Raw genomic sequence first — 22,248 nt, forward strand, 5'->3', positions numbered from 1 at the left:
TTTAAAGATTTATAACCAATGACACCTCATACTCCTCTTTTTTGGAATTTGTCGTTAATGTATACCGATTAGGATACAAAAGTTTTAATCGCGCTATTGTATTTTCCAAACCTATTTTCGCCGAAAACACATTCCTTTTCTTGACCGGAACAGAATTTCGGACATGCAAATATAAGTTCCCTTTTTCAATCTTGATTGAAATATGTACAAAACAATCTTCAATACTGCAGGTTCCGTGTTTAAAAGCATTTTCCACAAAAGTAATCAATAACATTGGCGCTATCTGATAATTGATATCTTCCTCTTTTTGATAGTCAAATTCAATTTTCGTTCGATAGCCTAACCGCTCGCGTTCCAGTTCAATATAACTTGAAATAAAATCAATTTCATCATCCATAGGCACATACTCCCGTTCACTGCTCTCCATTTGATAACGAAGCAGCTGAGACACTTTGATGATCAATTCAGAAGTACGTTCCGGATACTTTAGATTAATACCATAAATGGTATTTAACGTGTTGAATAGAAAATGTGGGTTGAGCTGCTTTTTTAAATGCGACAGTTGCGTTTGATTGGAAAGCAGTTCGCGTCTGGTCTTCACCCGTTGAAAGCGGTAAAATTCGATAAATTGGATACTGCCCAATATGCAGATCAACGAGCCCAATAATACACCAAATTGATAATGGAATGTTTTCTGAACCAGATTCTTGTAGAGAAAACAATTCTTGTAAATGACGTTATCCGTCAGCTCTTTTAATATCAGTGCAAAAATCAGCAGCGTTGCCACCGAAGCCAGAATATACAACAGGGGTTTATTCTTTTTAAGCAGTAATGGCAATAGAAAAAAGCGATTTAGTTGCGCATGCGCATAAAGGATCAGGAAATAGAGCACCCCCATCAAAAATCCCTTCCAACTCAGGATCAAAATCCAGTCGTTCAACGTAAAGAGGATAAACGAAAAGATCAATAGGACGACTTCCTGTATCATCTTGTTCTCCAAAACCTTTCTCATAATCCTTTTTTTTTGTTAAAATTCTGTTACAAAGTAAGAGTTTTAAGTTTATAACAGCAGAAAAATAAATGACGAATTAAATTGGTCACTTTTAAACACGATAGATCATTTAAAAGGGGCCTTACAGCCTAGCTCATCGCTATCTTCGTGTCCATAAAATGATAGATAACCTATGCTGAAATTGAATTTAGTGCTGTCATTGGCTGTGTCACTTGCGACATCCTCCTCCTTCGCTCAGACGCTTACACTGCGCGACGCCGTAGAACAGGGTCTTGCAAATTATGGAAATATCAAGGCAAAGGAATATTATCTCCAGTCCTCCCTGCAGACCAATGAACAAGTCAAACGCGACTTTTGGCCCAATCTGAACATCGTAGCCCAACAGGACTTTGGAACAGTCAACGGACAAAATGGTCCGCTGTATGGATTTGGTGGGCTGGGTGTAGCTTCTTCGGGAGCCGCTCTTCCAGAACAAAATTGGAATGCCGCATTTGGTGCGCTTTACTTAGCCAATGTCAATTGGGACATTTACACCTTTGGACGAAAAAAAGAACGTATCGAATTGGCCAAATCCGATACCAAACGACTACAGGCCGATCTCGGTCAGGAACAGTTCCAGCATAAAATCAAGATCGCTGCGGCTTACCTCAATTTATTGGCTAGTCAACGATTGGAAAAAAATCAACAGATGAATCTGGATCGCGCACTGGTATTTTTAAATATTGCTGCCACCAAAGTAAAAAACGGAATATTACCCGGAGTAGATTCTACGCTTGCTTCAGCGGAAGTATCGCGCGCAAAAATCAGTCTCAATCAGGCCCGTGAAAATGTTAAGGAGCAAAACAATAAGCTGACGGTATTGATGGGGATTCCAGCGAAAAATCTCGAAATAGATACTGTTCTGGTTCAGAAAACACCTATACAGCTAACTCCGCTTTCAGGCAACTTGATTGAAAGTAATCCTATGCTGCAATTTTATAAAAGTAAAATTGAACTTGGCGAACAACAATTGAAACTATCAACCAAAGAGTATCTTCCCACTGTAAGTGCCTTTGGGGTCTTTCAGACAAGGGGATCTGGTTTTAAGAGCGACTACATTACGGATTTACAAGCATATAGCACAAATTATTGGAAAGGGGTTCGTCCCAGTAGGCAAAATTATCTCTTGGGATTGGGCATAAACTGGAATCTGACTTCGATTGCGCGTATCAATAAAAAAATCAGTGCACAGCGCTTTACGAATGATGCCCTGAGAGAAGAATACCAAACTGCCGAAGCCCAATTGACAGCACAGCTGGATGCCGCTGATGTGAAAATCCAATTGGCCCTAAAAAGTGATCTAGAAGCTCCCCGACAAGTGTCGGCAGCTCAGCAAGCTTACAATCAAAAAATGACGATGTATAAAAACGGCCTAGCGACACTTGTCGACGTGACGCAGACCCTTTATACACTAAATAGAGCCGAAACCGATCGAGAGATCGTCCACATCAATCTTTGGCAGTCGCTTTTACTAAAAGCCGCAGCTGCGGGAGATTTTGATATTTTCAACAAAGAACTATAAATAACATTACATGAATTTAATACGTTTTGCCTTACGCAAGCCGATATCCATCCTCGTACTCGTATTGGGACTTATTGTCTTTGGCATAGGTGCCGTTCGATCGATCAAGGTGGATATCCTGCCAAAAATGAACCTTCCGGTTATTTATATTGCCCATCCATTTGGTGGCTATTCGCCGGATCAAATGGAATCTTATTTTGCCAAAAACTACGTCAATATCCTTCTTTTTGCCAATGGGGTCAAGTCTATTGAGACCAAGAATATTCAAGGTCTGACCTTAATGAAAGTATCGTATTACGAAGACACCAACATGGCCCAGGCTGCAGCCGAGCTAAGTGCCCTGGCCAATCGGATCCAAGCCTCCTTTCCTCCAGGCTCACAACCGCCGTTCATCATTCGCTTTGACGCCTCATCCCTCCCTGTAGGCCAACTGGTATTGAGCAGTAACAAGCGTTCTAACAACGAACTACAAGATCTAGCCAACGTCTATGTCCGGGCATCGTTTACGTCAATCCCTGGTCTACTGTCGCCCCCTCCTTTTGGGGGAAGTCCACGTACAATTGAGGTCAACGTTGATCCCGATTTAATGCGGAACCACAATATGACGCCCGATCAGGTTGTAGAAGCGCTAAGACTGAACAATCAAACTGCCCCGGCAGGAAACGTACGCATTCAGGATAAAAACTACATTACGCCGACCAATAATACCATTAAAGAGGTCAAAGATTTTGAAAAAATCCCGCTATTTAAAGGTGGTGTACAAAATCTTTACCTTGGAGATATCGCTACGGTAAAGGACGGAGCTGATGTTACTGCAGGCTACGCCTTGGTCAACGGCAAGCGCTCCGTATACGTCAGTATTGCCAAAGCTGGCGATGCCTCCACATGGGAAGTCGTCCAGAACTTAAAAGCAGCTTTACCAAAAATTCAGGAGAATTTACCCGACGACGTCAAGTTATCGTATGAATTTGATCAATCCGTTTATGTCATCAATTCGGTAAAGAGTTTGATTACCGAAGGTGCCATCGGAGCTATCCTGACCGGACTTATGGTGCTCCTATTTTTAGGTGATCGAAGAGCCGCGCTGATCGTTATCCTGACCATACCGATATCCGTGATATCCGGAGTGCTCTTTCTGAAACTCTTCGGGCAGACCATCAACCTCATGTCCCTCAGCGGACTAGCCCTGGCTATTGGTATCTTGGTCGACGAAAGTACGGTAACGATCGAGAATATACACCAGCATCTGGATATGGGTAAACCCAAAGCCTTGGCTATCTGGGATGCCTGTAAGGAGATCGCCTTACCAAAATTATTGATCCTGCTCTGTATATTAGCCGTATTTGCACCTGCATTTACCATGACGGGAATTCCGGGCTCGCTATTTCTTCCCTTGGCCCTGTCCATTGGATTTTCGATGATCGTATCCTTTCTTCTTTCGCAGACATTCGTTCCCATCATGGCAAACTGGTTTATGAAAGATCATGCCCATAAGGCTCCACATGCGACCAAATCCGAGGGTTTAAATGCAGATGAAGCCCAGTTTGCAGCATCTGGACTGACCGTAGAATCCGAACAGGATACCTTGAATCAGAAGAAACTATTGGTGGAACGTGACGACTTTAACAACGATGGAAAGATCAGTATTTTTGAACGGTTCAGAAACAGATTCATGAAAATGCTCGATCGCTTGTTCAAAAGAAAGAAAACCATTACGGTGATCTATCTGCTTGGAGCGCTAAGTCTTGTTGTCATTTTACTTTCCACGATAGGCCAGGATGTATTTCCGAAAGTCAACTCCAGCCAGTTTCAAATGCGCCTTCGTGCCGCTGAAGGTACACGTATCGAACGCACCGAAGAAAAAGCAAAACTGGCGCTGGCCGAACTGGAAAAACTGGTTGGCAAAGAACATATTAGCATATCTTCTGTCTATATCGGTCAGCACCCCGGGCAGTTTTCAGTATCGCCGATCTATCTTTTCATGGCCGGTCCACATGAAGCTGTTTTCCAAATAGCACTGAAAGACTACCATCATGATATGGACAGTTTCCGTGATGAATACCGAAAACGCCTGAAAGCAGCAGTTCCCGATGTACAGGTATCCTTTGAACCGATCGAACTTACGGATAAAGTATTAAGCCAGGGGTCGCCTACCCCTATTGAAGTTCGGATAGCAGGAAAAAACAAAAAGAACAACGAAAAGTACGCCGGAAAATTGATCGAGGAACTAAAAGCCATCCCCTACTTTAGAGATGTACAATTAGCACAATCCATTAAATATCCTTCGTACGATATTAAAATAGATCGCATTAGAGCTGCACAATTGGGTATCGATCTCAGCGAAGTGACACGATCGCTTATCGCGTCCACCTCATCTTCGCGTTATACCGAAAAAAACACCTGGATCGATGAAAAAGCAGGACTCTCGTATAATGTCCAAGTTCAGGTTCCCATCGATAAAATGAAAGATGAGAAAGAAATCGGTGAAATCCCTTTATTGAAAAATTCGGCGCGACCAATACTGAGCGACGTTGCAACCATCACACCGTCCTTCACTTATGGAGAAAATGACAATTTGGGCGCGATGCCCTATGTATCAGTTACAGCAAATATTGATCATACCGATTTGAAAACAGCCTCCAAAGATGTAAAACGTAGTATCAAAGCCCTTGGTGAACTCCCGCGTGGATTATCCATGGAGCAAATAGGCCTCGGAAAAGTATTGGAAGAAACCATGAGCAGCCTTGAATCTGGTTTGGCTGTTGCCATTATCGTTATATTCCTGATGCTATCAGCCAATTTCCAATCGTTCAAAGTTTCTATGGTTGTACTCACCACAGTTCCTGCGGTGGTGCTGGGGTCATTACTTCTATTGTTGTTAACCGGATCTACCCTCAACTTACAATCCTACATGGGGATTATCATGTCGGTGGGTGTATCCATTGCGAACGCTGTTCTCCTCATCACCAATGCCGAACATATCCGTCGGCATCATGGAGATGCGCTGGCTGCCGCTCGTGAGGCAGCATCCTTACGGCTTAGACCCATTATCATGACCAGTTTAGCCATGATTGTAGGCATGCTCCCTATGGCCATTGGCCATGGTGAAGGTGGTGAACAAGTTTCACCACTCGGTAGAGCCGTCATTGGCGGATTACTATTTTCAACATTTGCCGTACTCGTCATCTTACCGCTCATATTTGCTTGGGCGCAAGAAAAAAGCAGTACACAATCGATCTCATTAGATCCTGAAGACAAAGAAAGTAAACACTATATTGCCGCATTAAAACCTTTATCGTAAAAGCAGTATAATCTATAAAATATGAAAAATAATTTGTTCAAAATATTATCTATCGCCGGCCTGATCGCATCCTTAGCAGGATGCCATTCGGCAGCCGAGGAAAATGTCAAAAAAGAAAGTCCCGAAGCTGCAGCTCCGGCAATGGAGACATTTGTACCTTCCAAACAGAAATTAACCAATAAAATGCAGATCCCTGGGGAAATCACGGGATTCCAGCAGGTCGAAATTTACGCCAAGGTCAGTAGCTATGTCAAAAGCCTCAATGTGGACATCGGCAGTAAAGTGCATGCAGGCCAGTTGTTGGCTGTCTTGGAAGCTCCCGAATTGAGTTCACAGCTATCTGCTGCAAAATCGCGGCTCAAATCGCAAGAAGCAGTTTATATGGCTACAAAGAGCACTTACGATAGACTCTTCGAAACCAGCAAGGTGGAAGGAACTGTGGCTAGACTCGATCTTGAGGTTGCTGAGTCAAAAAAGAATGCTGATTTTGCCCAGTACCAAGCCGCTAAATCAGCCTATGCAGAAGTACAAAACCTCTTGAATTATTTGGAAATCAGAGCACCCTTCGACGGTGTCATCGCAACAAGAAATGTCAATCAAGGCGCCTATGTTGGTCCAGCTGGCCGTGGTTCGGAAATGCCCATCATGACCATTCAACAACAACGCAAACTGAGGTTAGCCGTTGCTGTTCCGGAACAATATTCGGGTTTCCTGACCGAAAACCAGCCCTTACAATTTACCGTCAAATCATTGCCGGGGCAAACCTTCTCGGGTAAGATCGCTCGTAAATCGGGTGCCCTGGACAGCCGGTTAAGATCCGAACGGGTAGAAATTGACATTAACAATACCGACAACAAGTTATTGCCGGGCATGGTTGCAGAGGTCGAATTGCCTTTAACATCTCAGGATAGTACTTTTGTTGTACCGAAATCAGCCGTATTTACTTCGGGCGAAGGAAGTTTTGTGATTGCTGTTGTTTCGAACAAAACACAACGTATTCCTGTACAGAAAGGACGCAGCATCGATGGTCAGATCGAAATATTTGGCGACTTAAAACAAGACACCAAATTGGTCAGCAAAGCGGATGAAGAGATTATAGACGGTACATCAGTCAAATAGGACATCTCCTAATTCCTAAACAAAAGAAAGACCGAACCCATAACCGGATTCGGTCTTTCTAATTTATTCGGTTTTTCTAATTTAAATGCCCATAAATTTAAAGGGTTGGGCAGCCTTAAACAGGTTATTTGAAATGCCTTTTTGACAAGCACTATTCAGCTGCTTTCGGGTCAATTGCTGCTGCTGCTGCAGTTAGTGCTAAGGCCCCGCCAACGATCATAGCCTCCTGCCCCTTTTTTTCCTTAACAGCCAGCACGTCTCCACGCTTATTATACAGTTCAATAATATTATTAAGCGCTACTGAACCGGTCTGCCAAAGCTGGGCAGCATAAAATTTTTGCTCCGTAGTTTTAACAATGGCTTTACCATCTTCTAAAATCGAATAACTTAAATAACTACGTAAACTGTAAGGTGAATCAGCGCCTTCAAATCGAGCAAGTTTTACCGCAAAACTCTCGCCATTCATATCATACATATACACTTTTTCTTTTTGGGATGATCGTACAATGGATTTAACATCGTTTTTAAAATCAAAATAATGCCCATCCACATAGGCATGTGGTGGGATAAGCACCACATCTTTAGGCAAACTTACCGATCCTGTGATAGAACCGTTTACCCAAGTATCATTGAATATAGTGGATTTACTAGCGTTTATATCGTAAACCGAAGCATTCATCTTTCCATTAAAAGCAGCTTGTTCAACAGAATAACCTTGCGTTTTACCATTAATAATCATGGCCGAATTTTTAAGATCCCATAAGATCGGTTTATCGATTTTATTTTCTATTCGAAGGTAAATTCGACCATTTCTGTCGGCAAAGGAATAATCAATTTGTACTGTATCATTATTAAATGAAAACGTTCCCTTGTCTTCATCTTTTTTTACATTCTCCCCATTGAATGTCATGAGATAGTTGGAAGAACAGGCTGAAAGAAAAACAGCACAATACGTTAGCGTGAGAACTTTGAATACTTTTCGCATAAAATCAGGATATCTTAGTGTAATTGCAACGGCACGAGTGCTGTTGTACAACAATATAAAAAACTATTATTAAAAAAACAACGAAACGACATAAAATAATTTCCTAATTAGGGTATTAATCGCAAAGTATCACTGTTTCTATCAAAATAGTACATGATCGTCATAAAGCAGTAAATGGCCCTCTTTTATCGTCCGATACAGCTTTGAAATTGCTTTACATCAGTTTACATAATAACAGGGATATTGCAGGGGGTTAACAGGGGGTTAGCAGGGGTAAATCCCCAGTTAACCCCCTGTTAATACCTTGTAAAAAGATTATTATATCCCTCTTAATGGAGAATAGGATATTCGACTGATAGTAACCATAAACAAATCAAGGAATACCATCAACTGTTGGTCTGATTAGCGTAACAAAAACGGTTAAACGAATAGATTTTTTTTTAACCGGAAAGCAAAAGCTATATTTACAGTCAACTAAACCAAATCCAATGAAAGAGAAATTTATCGACAGAAAAGACCAACAGGCCAATAAGATATTTGAAAGAAGAACATTATCCTTCGATTATAGAACGATTATTCCCTTACTATCTCCTGGCATGGAAATCTTGGACGTGGGCTGTGGTACCGGAACGCTCACGAATGAGGTAGCAAGCTATATCGGCGACGGAACTATAACCGGGCTCGATAATACACAGTCATTTATCGACAGTGGCAATGAGCACTATGGTAGCACCCAAAATCTGAACCTGGTCTGCAGCAATATTTTTGATTATCAGCCTCCACATCCTTTCGACCTGATTATAACGCCGCGCACCATGCAATGGTTAAGTGATATTCCCAGGGCATTGGGCTTATTCAAATCCTGGTTAAAGCCCGGAGGACAAATTTCTATTTTAGACTACAATCACACCGCCATTGAATGGAACCCCGCCCCTCCGGAAAGCATGCTCACATTTTACCATACTTTCCTGAAGTGGAGAGCAGATGCAGGTATGAACAATCGTGTTGCTGATGAGGTCGCTGCACTGCTCCAGGAAGCAGGTTTCCATTCTGTTCAGGTTATCAATGCCGATCAGACCTACAAAAAAGGAGAAGCTAACTTTGATACCAATCTGGCCATCTGGAACAAAGTCGCCCAATCGCGACAAATGGTTACGGAAGGGTATATCTCCGACGAACTTCGCTTACAGGCTATCGCCGAATACAGCCAATGGATCGAGACAGAAGCGACAAGCATGACACTTAAAATGAACGATGTACAGGCTAAAGTATAATCTCCTTTTATCCGTTTTCCTCCTACTGACACTTCCCGGGCTGGCCGTAAAAGCACAGCTCAGGGATACCATGATCAATGTAGGCAACCATAGCCTTCATTTCACTTTAATGGAAGGAAAAGGTATCCCCATTGTCTTTGAATCTGGAGCGGGAAATGATGGTTCCAATCCCGCTCAGGTTGTTGGCACAGTAATGATCGATATTGTCTCCCCTTATCTCATGACCATGGAGCGATCCAAATCATTGAAGAGCGAATATGCCAGTGAACTTGATAACATCAAAAAAGAAAGCCTAGGGTTCTATCATCTCGTTTTAAACTACGAAGCGTCAACGGCTGTTTTACATGAGGTTGCAGGAAAAATCAATGTCCCCATGACTGTCATTGGTTCAGGAAAATCGCCTTTTGAAGAACCCGATCGCAGTTTATTTATTGCTGCCCTTAAAAAATTTGCAGATCAAAAAAACAATAGACGTTATCTTTTGGCTCAAAATGCGGAGCATCATGTCTTTTATGACGAACCGGATCTGGTCATTGATGAAATCGTCAAACTATATCAAAAAACCGCATTCGAGTAATCAAAAAGTCTATCCGTACAACCGATTTTATTTGTAGCTTAGCAAGGCTGTACAACACACAACAACTTATCTTATGGATCATCAGGCCCAAAATGTCATCGATACACCGAGCAACAATACGGTGTTTATGGTATGGAATTTCCACGAAAATGTGGTCATTAAGGATGTCTTCCAACGCTTATGTGCATTGGTTGTCAATCTCAACAATTCGGCACAGGTACGTTCAAATCTTGTGAAAGCAAGCGTGGTATTGGGCATAAGCCACCATGCCTGGAAAAAGCTTGAACTCAACGAACCTATGCCAAAGGAATTGGTTCCTTTCGAACCTATCATCGGTCAAAAACATATTGCTGTGGCTACCCCCGGAGATTTACATTTCCATATTCGTGCTTATGAAAAAAGCTATTGCATTGACATGGCGACCGAAATAGCAGCCTTATTAAATCCCGTTGCGGATTGCAAGGAGGAAGTTCATGGGTTCAGATATTGGGATGGGCGAAGTATCTTGGGCTTCGTCGACGGAACGGAAAATCCCCTTGGTGAGGATCGTGCTTTCTTTGGTATCGTAGGTGATGAGGATGCAGCCTATAAGGGTGGAAGCTATTTATTTGTGCAAAAATATATTCATGACATGAATGCCTGGCGTTCTTTACCCGTCGCCGATCAGGAAAAGGTCATCGGCAGAAGCAAAGCAAACGATATTGAGATGAGCGACGATGAAAAACCGGCCAATTCTCATTCGGCCCTGGCCAATGTCGGTGACGATTTAAAGATTGTGCGCGACAATATGCCTTTTGGGCAAATCGCAACAAATGAAATGGGAACATACTTTATCGCTTACGCCAGCACATTCAGTACCGTACAATTGATGCTGAACAGAATGTTTATCGGTGAACCCGAAGGAAATTACGATAGAATACTAGACTTTAGTACAGCACATACCGGCTCCCTGTTCTTCTGTCCAACAATCAATATGCTGAAAGAATTTGCAGGTTAAAACCTATTTATCCGCTATCTCGGATCATTTTCAACAGCATATCCCAACGATGTGCAATGGATCATGGAATCTGATCCCACAAATATATTTTTCAAACGACACAACAAAAAAAATGGAAATCACTATTATTCAGCTAGGTGACGAAAACATTGCTGAAGTTAAAGGTTCAGGCGTCTTTATCCATAATCTCGATGATGGTCTACAGATTATGGTCGACTGTGGCGCGCAAGAAGCATACAAAGCAATTATTTATCAAGAGAACATCACGGATGACTTCTTCGAACTTAAAACAAAACTTGCCGGTGAAATTCTTCAAAAATATACGCAGTATGGCTTTGACATTGCCATCGTTGGCGATTTCTCCAAATACAACAGCAAAAGTTTAAACGATTTTATCTACGAAAGCAATAAATCAAAAAAAATCAATTTTGTAGGTACGCGTGAAGAAGCGATAGCCAGATTTTCAAAACGTTAAACCATGCGCATTGATTCAGAAAGATTAGCGATTCGGCCCATCATGCCGGAAGACAGTCGGGCAATATTCGGGTATCGTTCAGATAAAGAAACCAATAAATACCAGGGCTGGATTCCAGACTCTTTGGCAGAAGTCGATGAATTTATAGCAAAAAACCCAAACACGTTCAATCTTCCAGAGTCCTGGTTTCAGCTCGTTATGACCGACAAAATAGCAAAGGCTGTAATCGGCGATATTGGCGTTCATTTTTTTGGTGCTGAACACCTGCAGGTGGAATTGGGCTGTACCATAAAAAAAGAATTCCAGCAACAGGGTTATGCCAAAGAAGGACTAAAAACAGTTATAGCGGCCCTGTTCCGTCAGTATCATAAACATCGGATCATGGCCTCGGTAGCTCCGGAAAACAAGGCATCCATGCAAAGACCATCGGTGCTTCGATCCCGTCCTTTAAAAAATTATAAGGTGTCAGGTCACGTGTTTTCAGATAGTCCACGGCATAGTTCAAGATATCCTCTTTATCCACTCTAAAAGCAAAATGTCTCGGTTGAAAGTTTGTTTCTTCCTGCCACAGGCCCAACATATAGTCTTTGCCGGTTCCAATCCATAAAAAAACAATAGGACGTGTCGGATCACGATGTGCCACACGTAATCCCAGTACCTCCGTATAAAATGCGACAGACTTAGCTAAATCCCGCACCTGAATATGCGTTTCGTATAAACCTTGTATCATGAGTTATTTCATTTTATTAAAATTATTTCGATCCATTAATAGCGCTCTCGTGATGTAAATGCAAGATCGGATAGGATTTGCCCATACCATCTACAGCTGAGCGTCCGATAAGCTGATATCCTTTTTTCAGATAAAAATCAACAGCCTGCTGATTTTGCTCATTGACATCAACTTTATACACCTGGAGCTTATCCAGCACATACTGTAGTGCCACAGTCCCAATACCTTTTCCCCTGTAGGCTGAATCCACAAATAACATTTCTAGATTATCATCGGAGACAGCGAAAAAAGCAGTAGGCTGTCCAGCGTCATCGATGACATAGACCTTTAATTGTGGTAAATACTCGGTTGGGATCAGTCTCTTATATAACTGAAGATCCTCCTCTTTCAAAAAATCATGTGTTGCCCGAACCGAATTTTCCCAAATGCGCAGGATTGCCGCATAGTCGGCTCCACTTGCCGCTCTTATTTCCATAACGATTATCTCCCTCTAAAAATTCTTATTTACACCGTATCGCTACGGAATAGCATTCTTATAAAAGCTTCCCTTCCGCTTTACAGAAAGGCAATGTAAGTTAAATTGGAGAACTAAAATCATGAAAAAGTTAAATAAGACAGAAAGATGATGATTTAGGTTCCGATAATTTGATTTCAGAGAAAACAACCTTATCTTGTAAATAAACACATTAGCCATGTACAATACACTTCTATTCAAAAAATATCTTCCGGAAGATTTTGACGCTTTCCACGACTTGGTTAAAGCGGATGATGTCATGAAATACATTACCGGCAAAGGATTGTCCGAAGAGCAGGCCCGGAAAAAGTTCGATTCGATTCTAGAAATCAACCAGGATCCTGATTTAGGCTATTTTAAAGTAATCGAAGCGGATACGCTAAAGCTTTTAGGCGACTGTAAGCTTGTTAACTACAAAAAAGATCCAAGTGTATTCGAAATTGGTTATTTGCTCCGCAAAGAACATTGGGGAAAGGGGCTGGGAACACAGATTTGCGAGTCGATGCTAGCCCTTGCCACAACATTAAATCCAGGTAAAGATGTGATTGGTATTATTGATCCCGATAACACCGCATCGAGACGACTACTGAATAAATTCGGATTCAAAAGTTTCTTCGTGGGGATAGAAGACGATATTGCCACAGAAAAGCTGATGCTCAAACGGACAGCATCCGAATAAACAAAGCCCATTCGAATATTTAAAACAATAGGAACTGTATATGCCCAAACCGAACAAAAAGTCAATGAAGTTTAAGGTAAAAACAACTTATAATACACACGAAAGTCTTCAAGATACCTTATCATTCTTTGGCGTAAATTGCCACCGCCCCTATTATATTTCTTCTGGAAATCCGATTTTTGAATACCCAAGCAATGCTTTTCGTATTGATTATTATGCCATCTGTATCTGTACAGCGGGCGATATAAATATTCAGGTAGACAATCAGGAATACCATATCTCGACAAACCATATCCTCATATCCGCCCCAACAACAATTATCCGGTTTTCGCAGGTCAGCGCCGACTTTAGAATGAAGCTACTCTTTTTTGACAAAGCATTCCTGCTTAAACATATTGTCAATCCATTCTTTATCGAACAACTGGGGCTTTTTAAAAATTCGACCTTTACCATTGTCAGCTCCCAAGATAAACAAATTGACAAGCTGTTAAAATTAATGGACTACTTCAAAGAAGTTACCTTAAGAACAACACATTTTACAGCAGATATCATCCGCACGATCATCTTTAATCTCCTGTTAGAGATCGCCGACGAATTGGTCTCTAAAGACCATAATACAACGGAAAGTGTACAAGAGACCAACAACCTGTTCTATAAGTTTACAGACCTGGTTCAGCGACATAGCAATCAATACAAAGAAGTACAATATTACGCCGACCAGTTATTTATTTCAAACAAATACCTCATTCAGATTGTTAAAAGAGCATCAGGTAAAACACCACATGAAATTATTGATGAGCGTGTGCTTAAAGAAGCCTATGTGCTGCTCGGGAATCCCGAAAAGACTATCTCAGAAATTTCTTATGAAATCGGATTTAATTCCATCTCAGCATTTGGTCGTTTTTTCAAAAAATACTCCACCTTATCGCCATCAGAGTACCGAAAGCGACAAAATATGTAGAAAGAGGAAATTCGGTAGAACAATAGCGAATTTGAGGGCACAAATGATTAAGGTGGTCTTTGTAACTTTACTCAACAATTAAAAAAACATAAGAATCATGAAAGAAATCACCTCAAAATTCGACAAAGTATTAAATGCATCTGCTGAATATGGAAATGTAAATCATGAACCCGATTCAAGCAAAGAACAACAACGTAACACACCGAAAAAATCGATGCCCTTTTCTGATCAGATCGGAAATTATCAACGCAATAAAGGTATTCCACCAAAATCATATAAAGACAGTAAAATTTACATCGTCGGAAGCGGTATAGCAGGGATGTCTGCAGCCTACTATTTTATCCGAGATGGTCATGTTCCTGCTGAAAACATCACATTCCTTGAACAGCTCCATGTGGAAGGCGGCTCGTTAGATGGCGCCGGTAATGCAACCGACGGCTATGTCATCCGCGGTGGTAGGGAAATGGATATGACCTACGAAAATCTTTGGGATATGTTTCAGGACATTCCTGCATTGGAAATGCCTGCCCCCTACAGTGTTCTGGACGAGTACCGTTTGATCAATGACAACGACTCCAACTACTCCAAAGCAAGGCTTATTCATAAACTTGGTGAGATAAAAGACTTCAGCAAGTTTGGATTGGGCAAAATGGATCAGCTGGCCATCATTCGATTGCTCCTCAAAAATAAAGAAGATTTAGATGACTTAACCATCGAAGACTACTTCAGCGAGTCATTTTTATCCAGCAATTTCTGGACCTTCTGGCGTACCATGTTCGCTTTCGAAAACTGGCATAGTTTACTTGAGCTGAAATTGTACATGCACCGCTTTTTACATGCGATAGACGGATTGAATGATCTTTCATCACTCGTATTCCCGAAATACAATCAATACGACACCTTTGTGACCCCTTTGCGCAAAGTACTCCAAAGCAAAGGTGTAAACATTCGATTCAATGTGTTAGTCAAAGACTTGGATATCCAAAGCAATACCGATGGAAAAGTTGTGGAGGCCCTGATTACAGAACAAGACGGTAAAGAGGTAAAAATTCCAATCGGAAAAGACGACTTCGTCATTGTGACAACTGGATCAATGACAGAAGATACCTTCTACGGCGACAACAAAAATGCACCGATCATCGCTATCGACAACAGCAGCAGCGGTCAAAGTGCAGGCTGGAAACTCTGGAAAAATCTGGCTGCCAAATCCGCCATCTTTGGTAAACCCGAAAAGTTCTGCAGTAACATCGAAAAATCAGCATGGGAGTCTGCGACCCTGACATGTAAACCTTCGGCTTTAGTCGAAAAACTAAAAGAATATTCTGTCAATGACCCTTATTCCGGCAAAACAGTCACTGGCGGTATTATTACCATTACCGATTCTGATTGGCTGATGAGTTTCACCTGTAATAGACAGCCACATTTCCCTGGCCAACCGGATGATGTTCTTGTCTTATGGGTATATGCCTTATTTATGGATAAAGAAGGAAATTACATCAAAAAGCCAATGCCACAATGTACTGGAGATGAAATTTTAGCCGAACTATGTCACCATTTGGGCATTATTGATCAACTGGACGATGTTATCAAAAATACGATTGTACGTACGACATTTATGCCTTACATCACCTCGATGTTTATGCCAAGAGCAAAAGGCGACCGTCCGAGAGTCGTACCTGAAGGATGTAAAAACCTGGGCTTGATCGGTCAGTTTGTCGAAACCAACAATGACGTTGTCTTTACCATGGAAAGCTCGGTACGTACCGCACGTATTGCGGTATACGAACTGCTGAACTTAAACAAGCAGGTTCCGGATATTAATCCCCTACAATACGACATCCGCCATCTTTTGAAAGCAGCCAAAACATTAAATGATGACAAACCATTTGTGGGCGAAGGCTTACTACGTAAAATGCTAAAAGGCACTTATTTTGAACATATCCTGCCTATCGGTTCTGAGGAACAAGAAGACCATGAATCTTTCCTGACAGAGCAGATCACCAAATTCAAAGATTGGTTAAAAGGAATTAAAGGATAGGGATCACAACCTGCGCCATGATTCCGTGGCGCAGATTTTTACGAATTGAAAAAACAATAACATCATGGACTTTAAAAATATAACGATAGCTGGCAGTGGGGTTTTAGGCTATCAAATCGCTTTCCAAACAGCATTTCATGGCTATCATGTCACTGTATACGACATCAACGACGATGTATTAAAAAAAGCAGCAGCAAAATTTGATATTTTGGCGCAGGCATTCGAGAAAGATCTTCATGCGAGTAAAGAACAACTGGCTTCAACCTTTGACAGGCTAAGTTATAGTTCAGATCTGGCCGCGGCGGTAGCAAACGCAGATCTTCTTATCGAAGCCGTTCCCGAAAACCCAGCCATTAAAATTGGCTTCTATCAGGAGTTAGCGAAAGTGGCTCCGGAGAAAACCATTTTTGCCACAAACTCCTCAACCTTGCTACCAAGTCAATTTGCCCAAGAAACCGGCCGTCCAGAGAAGTTCCTGGCGCTACATTTTGCCAATGAAATCTGGAAGCACAATACAGCAGAAATTATGGGCCATCCGGGTACAGACAAAACTGTATTTGAGCAGGTTGTAAACTTTGCAAAATCCATTGGCATGGTTGCCCTCCCGCTGCACAAGGAGCAGCCTGGCTATATTGTAAACTCCTTACTTGTCCCATTACTTTCGGCGGCAACAGATCTTTTGGTCAACGAAGTGGCGGATGCCCAAACGATCGACAAAACCTGGATGGTTGCCACTGGGGCGCCAACAGGCCCCTTCGGCATACTCGATATCGTTGGCATCACAACAGCTTATAATATCAATAAAATGAGCGCCGATGCAACAAATGATCCCTTAAAGATCAAAACAGTGGCCTATCTCAAAGAGCATTTTATAGACAAAAACAAATTGGGCGTCGCTACTGGGGAAGGGTTCTATACCTATCCCAATCCAGCCTATCAATCGCCCGACTTTTTAAAGTAGGTCTCTTCATAAACACTAAATCGTCGCAGGTGGAGCGGTGACGATTTAGTGTTTATGCTTATTTCAATCCGCTTCCTTCTTTCACTCATTTGCATATACTCCGTTCAACCATGCAAAAGTTGAACGATGCTGTCCATTCAATACCGGTTTGCTGATACCCATTGTTTTAAGGATGGCATCAAATGCTTCACCGATCATCAAATCATCACGATTGCTAAAAAGTGAAACCACAAGGTCTTTCTGTACATCGATATATACGATATGATGAAACCCGGTAGATTCACCTGAATGAAACAGGATTTTATGGCCTGCATTTTTTTGAATAAACCATCCGAAATGATACGCTATTCCATCCTTTACCGGGTAGGCCATTTGATCGAACAATTGCTCCAGTCCCGGCTGTATTAACCGATCTTTTACCAAAAAATTGGCCCATGTATGATATTCATCCGCAGATAGATAAACACCCCCATTCCCCTGTGTCGCACTTGTCACACTCTGATCGGCAAACAGGTAGGAGCCTTCTGTCGGATGATAACCGTAGACTCGTTCATCAACCGTCGTGCCCGGTTCATATACCAATCCCTTGCTAATGCCTATGGGTTCAAACAAGTGATTTTTGACAAAGGAAGCAAAGGATTTTTTTGCAACATGCTCGACAATCAGCGATAAAAGACAATAGCCTGTATTGCTATAGCGAAATTGACTTCCCGAAGGGAAATATAAACGATCAGTCTGCCGGATATACTTCAGCACATCCTTATCCGATACCTGATCTTTCCTTTCTTTCGGTATAAGCTCTTCATAGTCCCAGATTCCGGATGTATGTTGCAGAAGCTGTGCTACAGTAATACCTTTCAGCGCGACTGGCAGATCTTTAAAAAAAAGGGACAATGGGTCGTCTAGTTTTAAACGCTTTTGAATCACTAAGGTATATATCGCCTGTGCAGTCACCTGTTTGCTTACCGATGCCAGGCGAAAATGTGAGCTGGATGTGATTGCACGCTTTTCCTTCAAATCTGCACGTCCAATTGCATAACGATAAATAAGACGACCATTTTGGCTAACTGCACAGCTAATCCCCGGAGCTGCCGGGTCCTTATAATAGCCTGCAATGGTGCTATCCAATTTTGATTTATCCATTTTTTGTCCCATAACAACACTTGTTACACAGATCAAAATAAAACTCAGTTTTAGGTTTATCATATTTTATACAGTACATTTCGGTTTATATTGTCAGCCTCCTGAAAGGCACAGCGTATTAAATCAATTTGACCTTATTGCTTTTCAAAAATGTACCCTTCAAAAATCGAAATTTTCTTGCAATGCGCGGGTGTTTTTATTGATTTTTATTTATTTCTTTTAATTTTGCTTTCATGCTTCATTTCTCATGAAGCCGAACTGATCCGGAATCCTTCCCTCAGTTCTTCATTAAAAAATCACGACAGACTATGTTTTTTATTTTCAGTATCTACGACTTTGTATTAGCAGAAAAAACGGTAACCGCAACCTTAAAAAAAGAAAACGCGCCAAGAAATTTCACCTTGCAGATTATTACGCCAGCCCGTCGGTTTATAGGCCTACCTTTTGGCGGTGGATTTGTCAAACTTTCCAGACTTTACGACGAACAGGGTAAATTGATTCACGCACGGAATTATTCAGATGAATTAAAAGCAGAGATCAAAGCGTTCAAAAGTCAGTATAGCATCCCCTATTTTCAGTTATGGAAAGGATTTCTAATTGTCACTGCGGCAATCCTTATCTGGGCAGTCATTTATGGGGTAAAGAATAAATTGGGAAATCAACAACGGGAAAAAGAAGTTGGTCAGATGATTGATAATTTGAAGCAACTAAAGGCAGGCCAGCTTTATGGCGCTACTTTTTTTACCGATCAGGATGGTAACAGTATAAATGGACTTCCTGCAGGTTGGATAAAAATAGATAAAATCGTGGGCGACACTGTTTTTATACATCGTTCAAAGCAGCTCGACACAAATTCGGCACTTTTTGACATGAAGAACATTGCTTCGTTCAGGCCCCAATCGACCGATGAATGGCAGGAAAAAACAGAAAAAATGGATTTAAATCTATTGAAAAAACAGCTCGAGGATGCTGCGACAAAAAAAGTCGATCTGCTCTATATCGGTAAAGACCACGAGAAATATTCAGGTGTTATATTGACGATAAAAGGTAGCGAGTAAACCTTATTTCTAGGTATAACCAACGTATTGACTTTTCAGCGCAGACAGATCATGCGGCTAGATCCATACTTAAAAAACTCAAGATCGAACGTTTTAAGCAGCGGCCGATCTTGAGTCTCTATTTTTAGTACTGGATTTTTTCTTTTAGTACTGGATTTTTTCGTCAATATCGTATTTCATGCCTGGATAGTGCAGCAACCTTCGCATCAAGGCAATCTGACCGGCCAGATAATCTTCCCGTCCGATACACATCCCTATGAAATTTAGCTTGTCCTCCTCAATAAAAGGGATATTCATATTAATCTTAAATAGTTCAGCCAGCTGCGTATCGTCCACTTGCAGCAAAGCAGCATAGACTTTCGGTGATATCGCTTTAAAATTTTCTTTTAATTCCTGCACACTGGGATAGTGATAACTTTCATCGAGTGTCTTTCCCATAAAAAATAGCTCATGGTAAGGATCATTTTCCTGAAGCCCAAGAACATGTGCCATTGCATAACGCACATTTACAAAATTACCCGCCATCCATACGATATGGTTGGTCTGTCCATCAATTCGTTTTAATGCATCTTCTTCCGAAACGCCATCCAACGCATTCAGAAAAATTTGACTGTGCATGCGATAAGCAGGAATGATGATTTCTAATTTTAATGATTTCGGTTTATCCATTTCGTTTTGATTTTTTTAAATACTAAATAACTGATTTAGACTAAAATTACACGTTTCAATAGCGATTACACTTGTCGTAGGACAAGAAATAAAAATGAACAAAATTGATAGATCATTGCGAAATAAATTCTAAATTTCTACTAAATTGAAGTTCTATCTTTACCACATGAAGATTTTGATCATAGAAGACGAATTGGAGCTGGCCAAAAGCATCGCTACATACCTTAGCGAGCAACAGTATTTATGCGAATTTGCGCCAACTTTGCAGGATGCTCTGGACAAAATTCAGTTATACCAGTACGACTGTATCTTACTGGATATCGGCCTACCAGATGGAAATGGTCTGAAACTACTCGAAGAGTTGAAGACGCAGCGAAAGCAGGACGGTGTGATCATCATTTCTGCAAAAAATGCATTGGACGACAAAATCCATGGACTACAACTGGGGGCCGACGATTATCTGACCAAACCTTTCCATTTATCTGAACTCACAGCACGAATCTATTCCTTGATCCGTCGAAAACAATTCAATAGCTCAAATATTGTTGTGCAAAATGAAATACAGATTGATCTACTGGCAAAAACTGTTATTGTCAATGATCTTCCTGTTGTATTGACCAAAAAAGAGTTCGATCTGCTGATGTTTTTTATCGGCAACAAAAATAAAGTAATTTCAAAAAGTACCTTAGCAGAACACTTGTCCGGCGACATTGCTGATATGCTCGATAACCATGACTTTGTCTATGCTCATGTCAAAAATTTAAAAAAGAAACTACAGGACGCCGGAAGTCAATCCTATATCAAAACGGTATACGGTACGGGCTACAAATGGGAAAATTAAAATAGTGAGATGAAACCCCTACTGAGCAAAATAACGACCCCATTTCTACTCTATGTATTGATTGTACTAGGTGTCAGTATTCCTGTTTATTATTTTGTAATCGACGGGATATGGAAAAGTGAATTAGACGAACATAACGAAATTATCGTCAAAAAAACAACCTACGAACTGAACAGTTTAAAACTCTCCGAAGACAAGCTCGAAGCCAGCATCGCTTTATGGAATAACATACAACCTGAAACCAATATACATCGCGTAAAGCCGGGCGATTTATTGCAAGATAGCGTGTATACCATCGAAAAACCGCAGCGTTTTGTCGAGCCAAAGACAATTGACCGATTTAGATGCCTATCATCTGTTATTCAGATCAATGGTGCGCCTTATCGTTTTACCGTACAAACAAATATTGAAGAATCTGTAGAAACCATCGCCGCCATCGCCGCAACAACCTTGTTTTTCTTTGTTATCTTGGTCATTGGTTTACTTATTATCTCCAGAAAAATATCACTTAGGCTCTGGAAACCATTTCGAGATACCGTTGATAAATTGAAGGCATTTAATCTCAATAGTCAACAACAGGTTGACTTTCAGCAAACGGACACCATAGAGTTCCATGAGCTTAATCAATCCTTATCCAAGCTTCTTGAAAAAAACCTGGCCGTATACCGATCACAAAAGGAATTCACTGAAAATGCTTCTCATGAATTGCAAACACCTTTGGCAATCCTAAAAAATAAGTTAGATATCTTATTGCAGTCCCCGGATCTAAGCGATGAGCAATACCAGCTCTTTGAAGATATGCATAAAGCGCTTTCACGTAGCACGCGAATCAACCGCAACCTGCTGCTGCTCGCCAAGATTGACAACAGTCAATTCGATCATTCCGAAAAAATCAGTATGGACTCGCTTGTTACACAAAGTATTGAAGTCATGCAAGAACATCTGGAGCTAAAACAGCTACGACTGCAACAAGAGATCCAACCATCGGTGCTGCTGACAGGAAACAGCAGTCTGACCGAAATTCTGATCAACAACCTACTCCTGAACGCCATACGTTACAGCAATGCCAACGATACAATTGCTGTACATCTCAATCAAACTTCTTTAACGGTATATAACCCCGGTTCAATGCCCTTAGATAAAATACTTTTATTCAAACGGTTTTCCAAACTTTCGAAAAACAGCCAAGGCAGTGGTTTAGGATTGGCAATTATTACCGAAATCGCCCGGTATCAAGGCTGGATTGTTGATTATCAATTTGAAAATAATCAACATATTTTTTCCATTCATTTTTAAAATTCCAAAAGTAGTCCTACGATCAATAACAGACATTAGGTAAGTGATGTCATCGCA

At 41.2% G+C, this 22,248-nt stretch carries 20 protein-coding genes and 1 pseudogene; 15 read left to right on the forward strand and 6 right to left on the reverse strand.

Annotation, left to right across the window (positions count from 1 at the left end; translation table 11 throughout):
• Position 1 precedes the first annotated feature (1 nt).
• On the reverse strand, positions 2-1,012 hold the full coding sequence (locus tag B3297_RS11790) for a sensor histidine kinase (RefSeq protein WP_070566983.1): 1,011 nt from the start codon (positions 1,010-1,012) through the stop codon (positions 2-4).
• Positions 1,013-1,184: 172 nt separating this feature from the next.
• Here B3297_RS11790 and B3297_RS11795 point away from each other — a divergent pair, with 172 nt between their 5' ends.
• Genes B3297_RS11795 through B3297_RS11805 form a run of 3 tightly spaced genes read left to right on the forward strand, consistent with a single transcriptional unit; the run spans position 1,185 to position 6,993 of the window.
• Positions 1,185-2,573: a TolC family protein gene (locus B3297_RS11795; RefSeq protein ID WP_286726851.1), complete on the forward strand. Its 1,389-nt coding sequence runs from the start codon at positions 1,185-1,187 to the stop codon at positions 2,571-2,573.
• 10 nt (positions 2,574-2,583) lie between these two features.
• Entirely contained in the window at positions 2,584-5,874 is a 3,291-nt protein-coding gene (locus B3297_RS11800) for an efflux RND transporter permease subunit (RefSeq protein ID WP_070566987.1), read from the forward strand.
• Positions 5,875-5,895: 21 nt separating this feature from the next.
• Positions 5,896-6,993, forward strand: a complete 1,098-nt coding sequence (locus B3297_RS11805) for an efflux RND transporter periplasmic adaptor subunit (RefSeq protein ID WP_070566989.1) — start codon at positions 5,896-5,898, stop codon at positions 6,991-6,993.
• Between the two features lie 151 nt (positions 6,994-7,144).
• On the opposite strand, the gene B3297_RS11810 is transcribed toward B3297_RS11805, so the two are convergent.
• Positions 7,145-7,978, reverse strand: a complete 834-nt coding sequence (locus B3297_RS11810) for a hypothetical protein (protein WP_139145020.1) — start codon at positions 7,976-7,978, stop codon at positions 7,145-7,147.
• Between the two features lie 488 nt (positions 7,979-8,466).
• Between B3297_RS11810 and B3297_RS11815 the strand changes: the two genes are divergently transcribed.
• The 5 genes from B3297_RS11815 (at position 8,467) to B3297_RS11835 (ending at position 11,829) form a co-directional block, all read left to right on the forward strand.
• Entirely contained in the window at positions 8,467-9,252 is a 786-nt protein-coding gene (locus B3297_RS11815; protein WP_070566994.1) for a class I SAM-dependent methyltransferase, read from the forward strand.
• Positions 9,233-9,829, forward strand: coding sequence for a hypothetical protein (locus B3297_RS11820; protein WP_070566997.1), 597 nt, complete (start codon positions 9,233-9,235; stop codon positions 9,827-9,829). The genes B3297_RS11815 and B3297_RS11820 overlap by 20 nt, the downstream gene beginning before the upstream one ends.
• Before the next feature lie 73 nt (positions 9,830-9,902).
• Complete coding sequence (locus B3297_RS11825; protein WP_070567000.1) at positions 9,903-10,826, forward strand: Dyp-type peroxidase; 924 nt, start codon at positions 9,903-9,905, stop codon at positions 10,824-10,826.
• Between the two features lie 112 nt (positions 10,827-10,938).
• Complete coding sequence (locus B3297_RS11830) at positions 10,939-11,301, forward strand: DUF4180 domain-containing protein (protein WP_046675035.1); 363 nt, start codon at positions 10,939-10,941, stop codon at positions 11,299-11,301.
• Between the two features lie 3 nt (positions 11,302-11,304).
• The gene (locus B3297_RS11835; protein WP_070567003.1) at positions 11,305-11,829 is read left to right on the forward strand and encodes a GNAT family N-acetyltransferase; all 525 of its coding nucleotides are present in this window, start codon (positions 11,305-11,307) and stop codon (positions 11,827-11,829) included.
• Position 11,830: 1 nt separating this feature from the next.
• Here the strand turns inward: B3297_RS11835 and B3297_RS11840 are convergent.
• A pseudogene (locus B3297_RS11840) lies at positions 11,831-12,031 on the reverse strand (VOC family protein); the annotation flags it as partial.
• 22 nt (positions 12,032-12,053) lie between these two features.
• Positions 12,054-12,506 (reverse strand): GNAT family N-acetyltransferase, encoded by a 453-nt coding sequence (locus B3297_RS11845; RefSeq protein ID WP_201303570.1) that lies wholly within the window; start codon positions 12,504-12,506, stop codon positions 12,054-12,056.
• A gap of 217 nt (positions 12,507-12,723) precedes the next feature.
• Between B3297_RS11845 and B3297_RS11850 the strand changes: the two genes are divergently transcribed.
• The 4 genes from B3297_RS11850 to B3297_RS11865 all read left to right on the forward strand — a co-directional run bounded on the left by B3297_RS11850 (position 12,724) and on the right by B3297_RS11865 (position 17,184).
• A complete protein-coding gene (locus B3297_RS11850; RefSeq protein ID WP_115050011.1) occupies positions 12,724-13,224 on the forward strand; it encodes a GNAT family N-acetyltransferase in 501 nt (166 codons plus the stop codon).
• A 64-nt stretch (positions 13,225-13,288) separates the two neighbouring features.
• On the forward strand, positions 13,289-14,185 hold the full coding sequence (locus tag B3297_RS11855; protein WP_115050774.1) for a helix-turn-helix domain-containing protein: 897 nt from the start codon (positions 13,289-13,291) through the stop codon (positions 14,183-14,185).
• 97 nt (positions 14,186-14,282) lie between these two features.
• Positions 14,283-16,223 (forward strand): oleate hydratase, encoded by a 1,941-nt coding sequence (locus tag B3297_RS11860; protein WP_115050009.1) that lies wholly within the window; start codon positions 14,283-14,285, stop codon positions 16,221-16,223.
• Between the two features lie 64 nt (positions 16,224-16,287).
• The gene (locus B3297_RS11865) at positions 16,288-17,184 is read left to right on the forward strand and encodes a 3-hydroxyacyl-CoA dehydrogenase (protein WP_115050007.1); all 897 of its coding nucleotides are present in this window, start codon (positions 16,288-16,290) and stop codon (positions 17,182-17,184) included.
• Positions 17,185-17,265: 81 nt separating this feature from the next.
• Here the strand turns inward: B3297_RS11865 and B3297_RS11870 are convergent, their stop codons facing one another.
• Positions 17,266-18,390, reverse strand: a complete 1,125-nt coding sequence (locus B3297_RS11870) for a serine hydrolase domain-containing protein (protein ID WP_083295997.1) — start codon at positions 18,388-18,390, stop codon at positions 17,266-17,268.
• Positions 18,391-18,635: 245 nt separating this feature from the next.
• Between B3297_RS11870 and B3297_RS11875 the strand changes: the two genes are divergently transcribed.
• Positions 18,636-19,385 (forward strand): hypothetical protein, encoded by a 750-nt coding sequence (locus B3297_RS11875; protein WP_070567022.1) that lies wholly within the window; start codon positions 18,636-18,638, stop codon positions 19,383-19,385.
• Between the two features lie 144 nt (positions 19,386-19,529).
• Here B3297_RS11875 and B3297_RS11880 read toward each other — a convergent pair whose 3' ends face one another.
• A complete protein-coding gene (locus B3297_RS11880; protein WP_070567025.1) occupies positions 19,530-20,054 on the reverse strand; it encodes a hypothetical protein in 525 nt (174 codons plus the stop codon).
• A gap of 166 nt (positions 20,055-20,220) precedes the next feature.
• Here B3297_RS11880 and B3297_RS11885 point away from each other — a divergent pair, with 166 nt between their 5' ends.
• The gene (locus tag B3297_RS11885) at positions 20,221-20,895 is read left to right on the forward strand and encodes a response regulator transcription factor (protein ID WP_070567028.1); all 675 of its coding nucleotides are present in this window, start codon (positions 20,221-20,223) and stop codon (positions 20,893-20,895) included.
• Between the two features lie 9 nt (positions 20,896-20,904).
• Positions 20,905-22,191: a sensor histidine kinase gene (locus tag B3297_RS11890; protein WP_070567030.1), complete on the forward strand. Its 1,287-nt coding sequence runs from the start codon at positions 20,905-20,907 to the stop codon at positions 22,189-22,191.
• The last annotated feature ends 57 nt before the right edge of the window (positions 22,192-22,248 follow it).

Source organism: Sphingobacterium sp. UBA3519, assembly GCF_002377215.1.
Classification (GTDB): domain Bacteria; phylum Bacteroidota; class Bacteroidia; order Sphingobacteriales; family Sphingobacteriaceae; genus Sphingobacterium; species Sphingobacterium multivorum.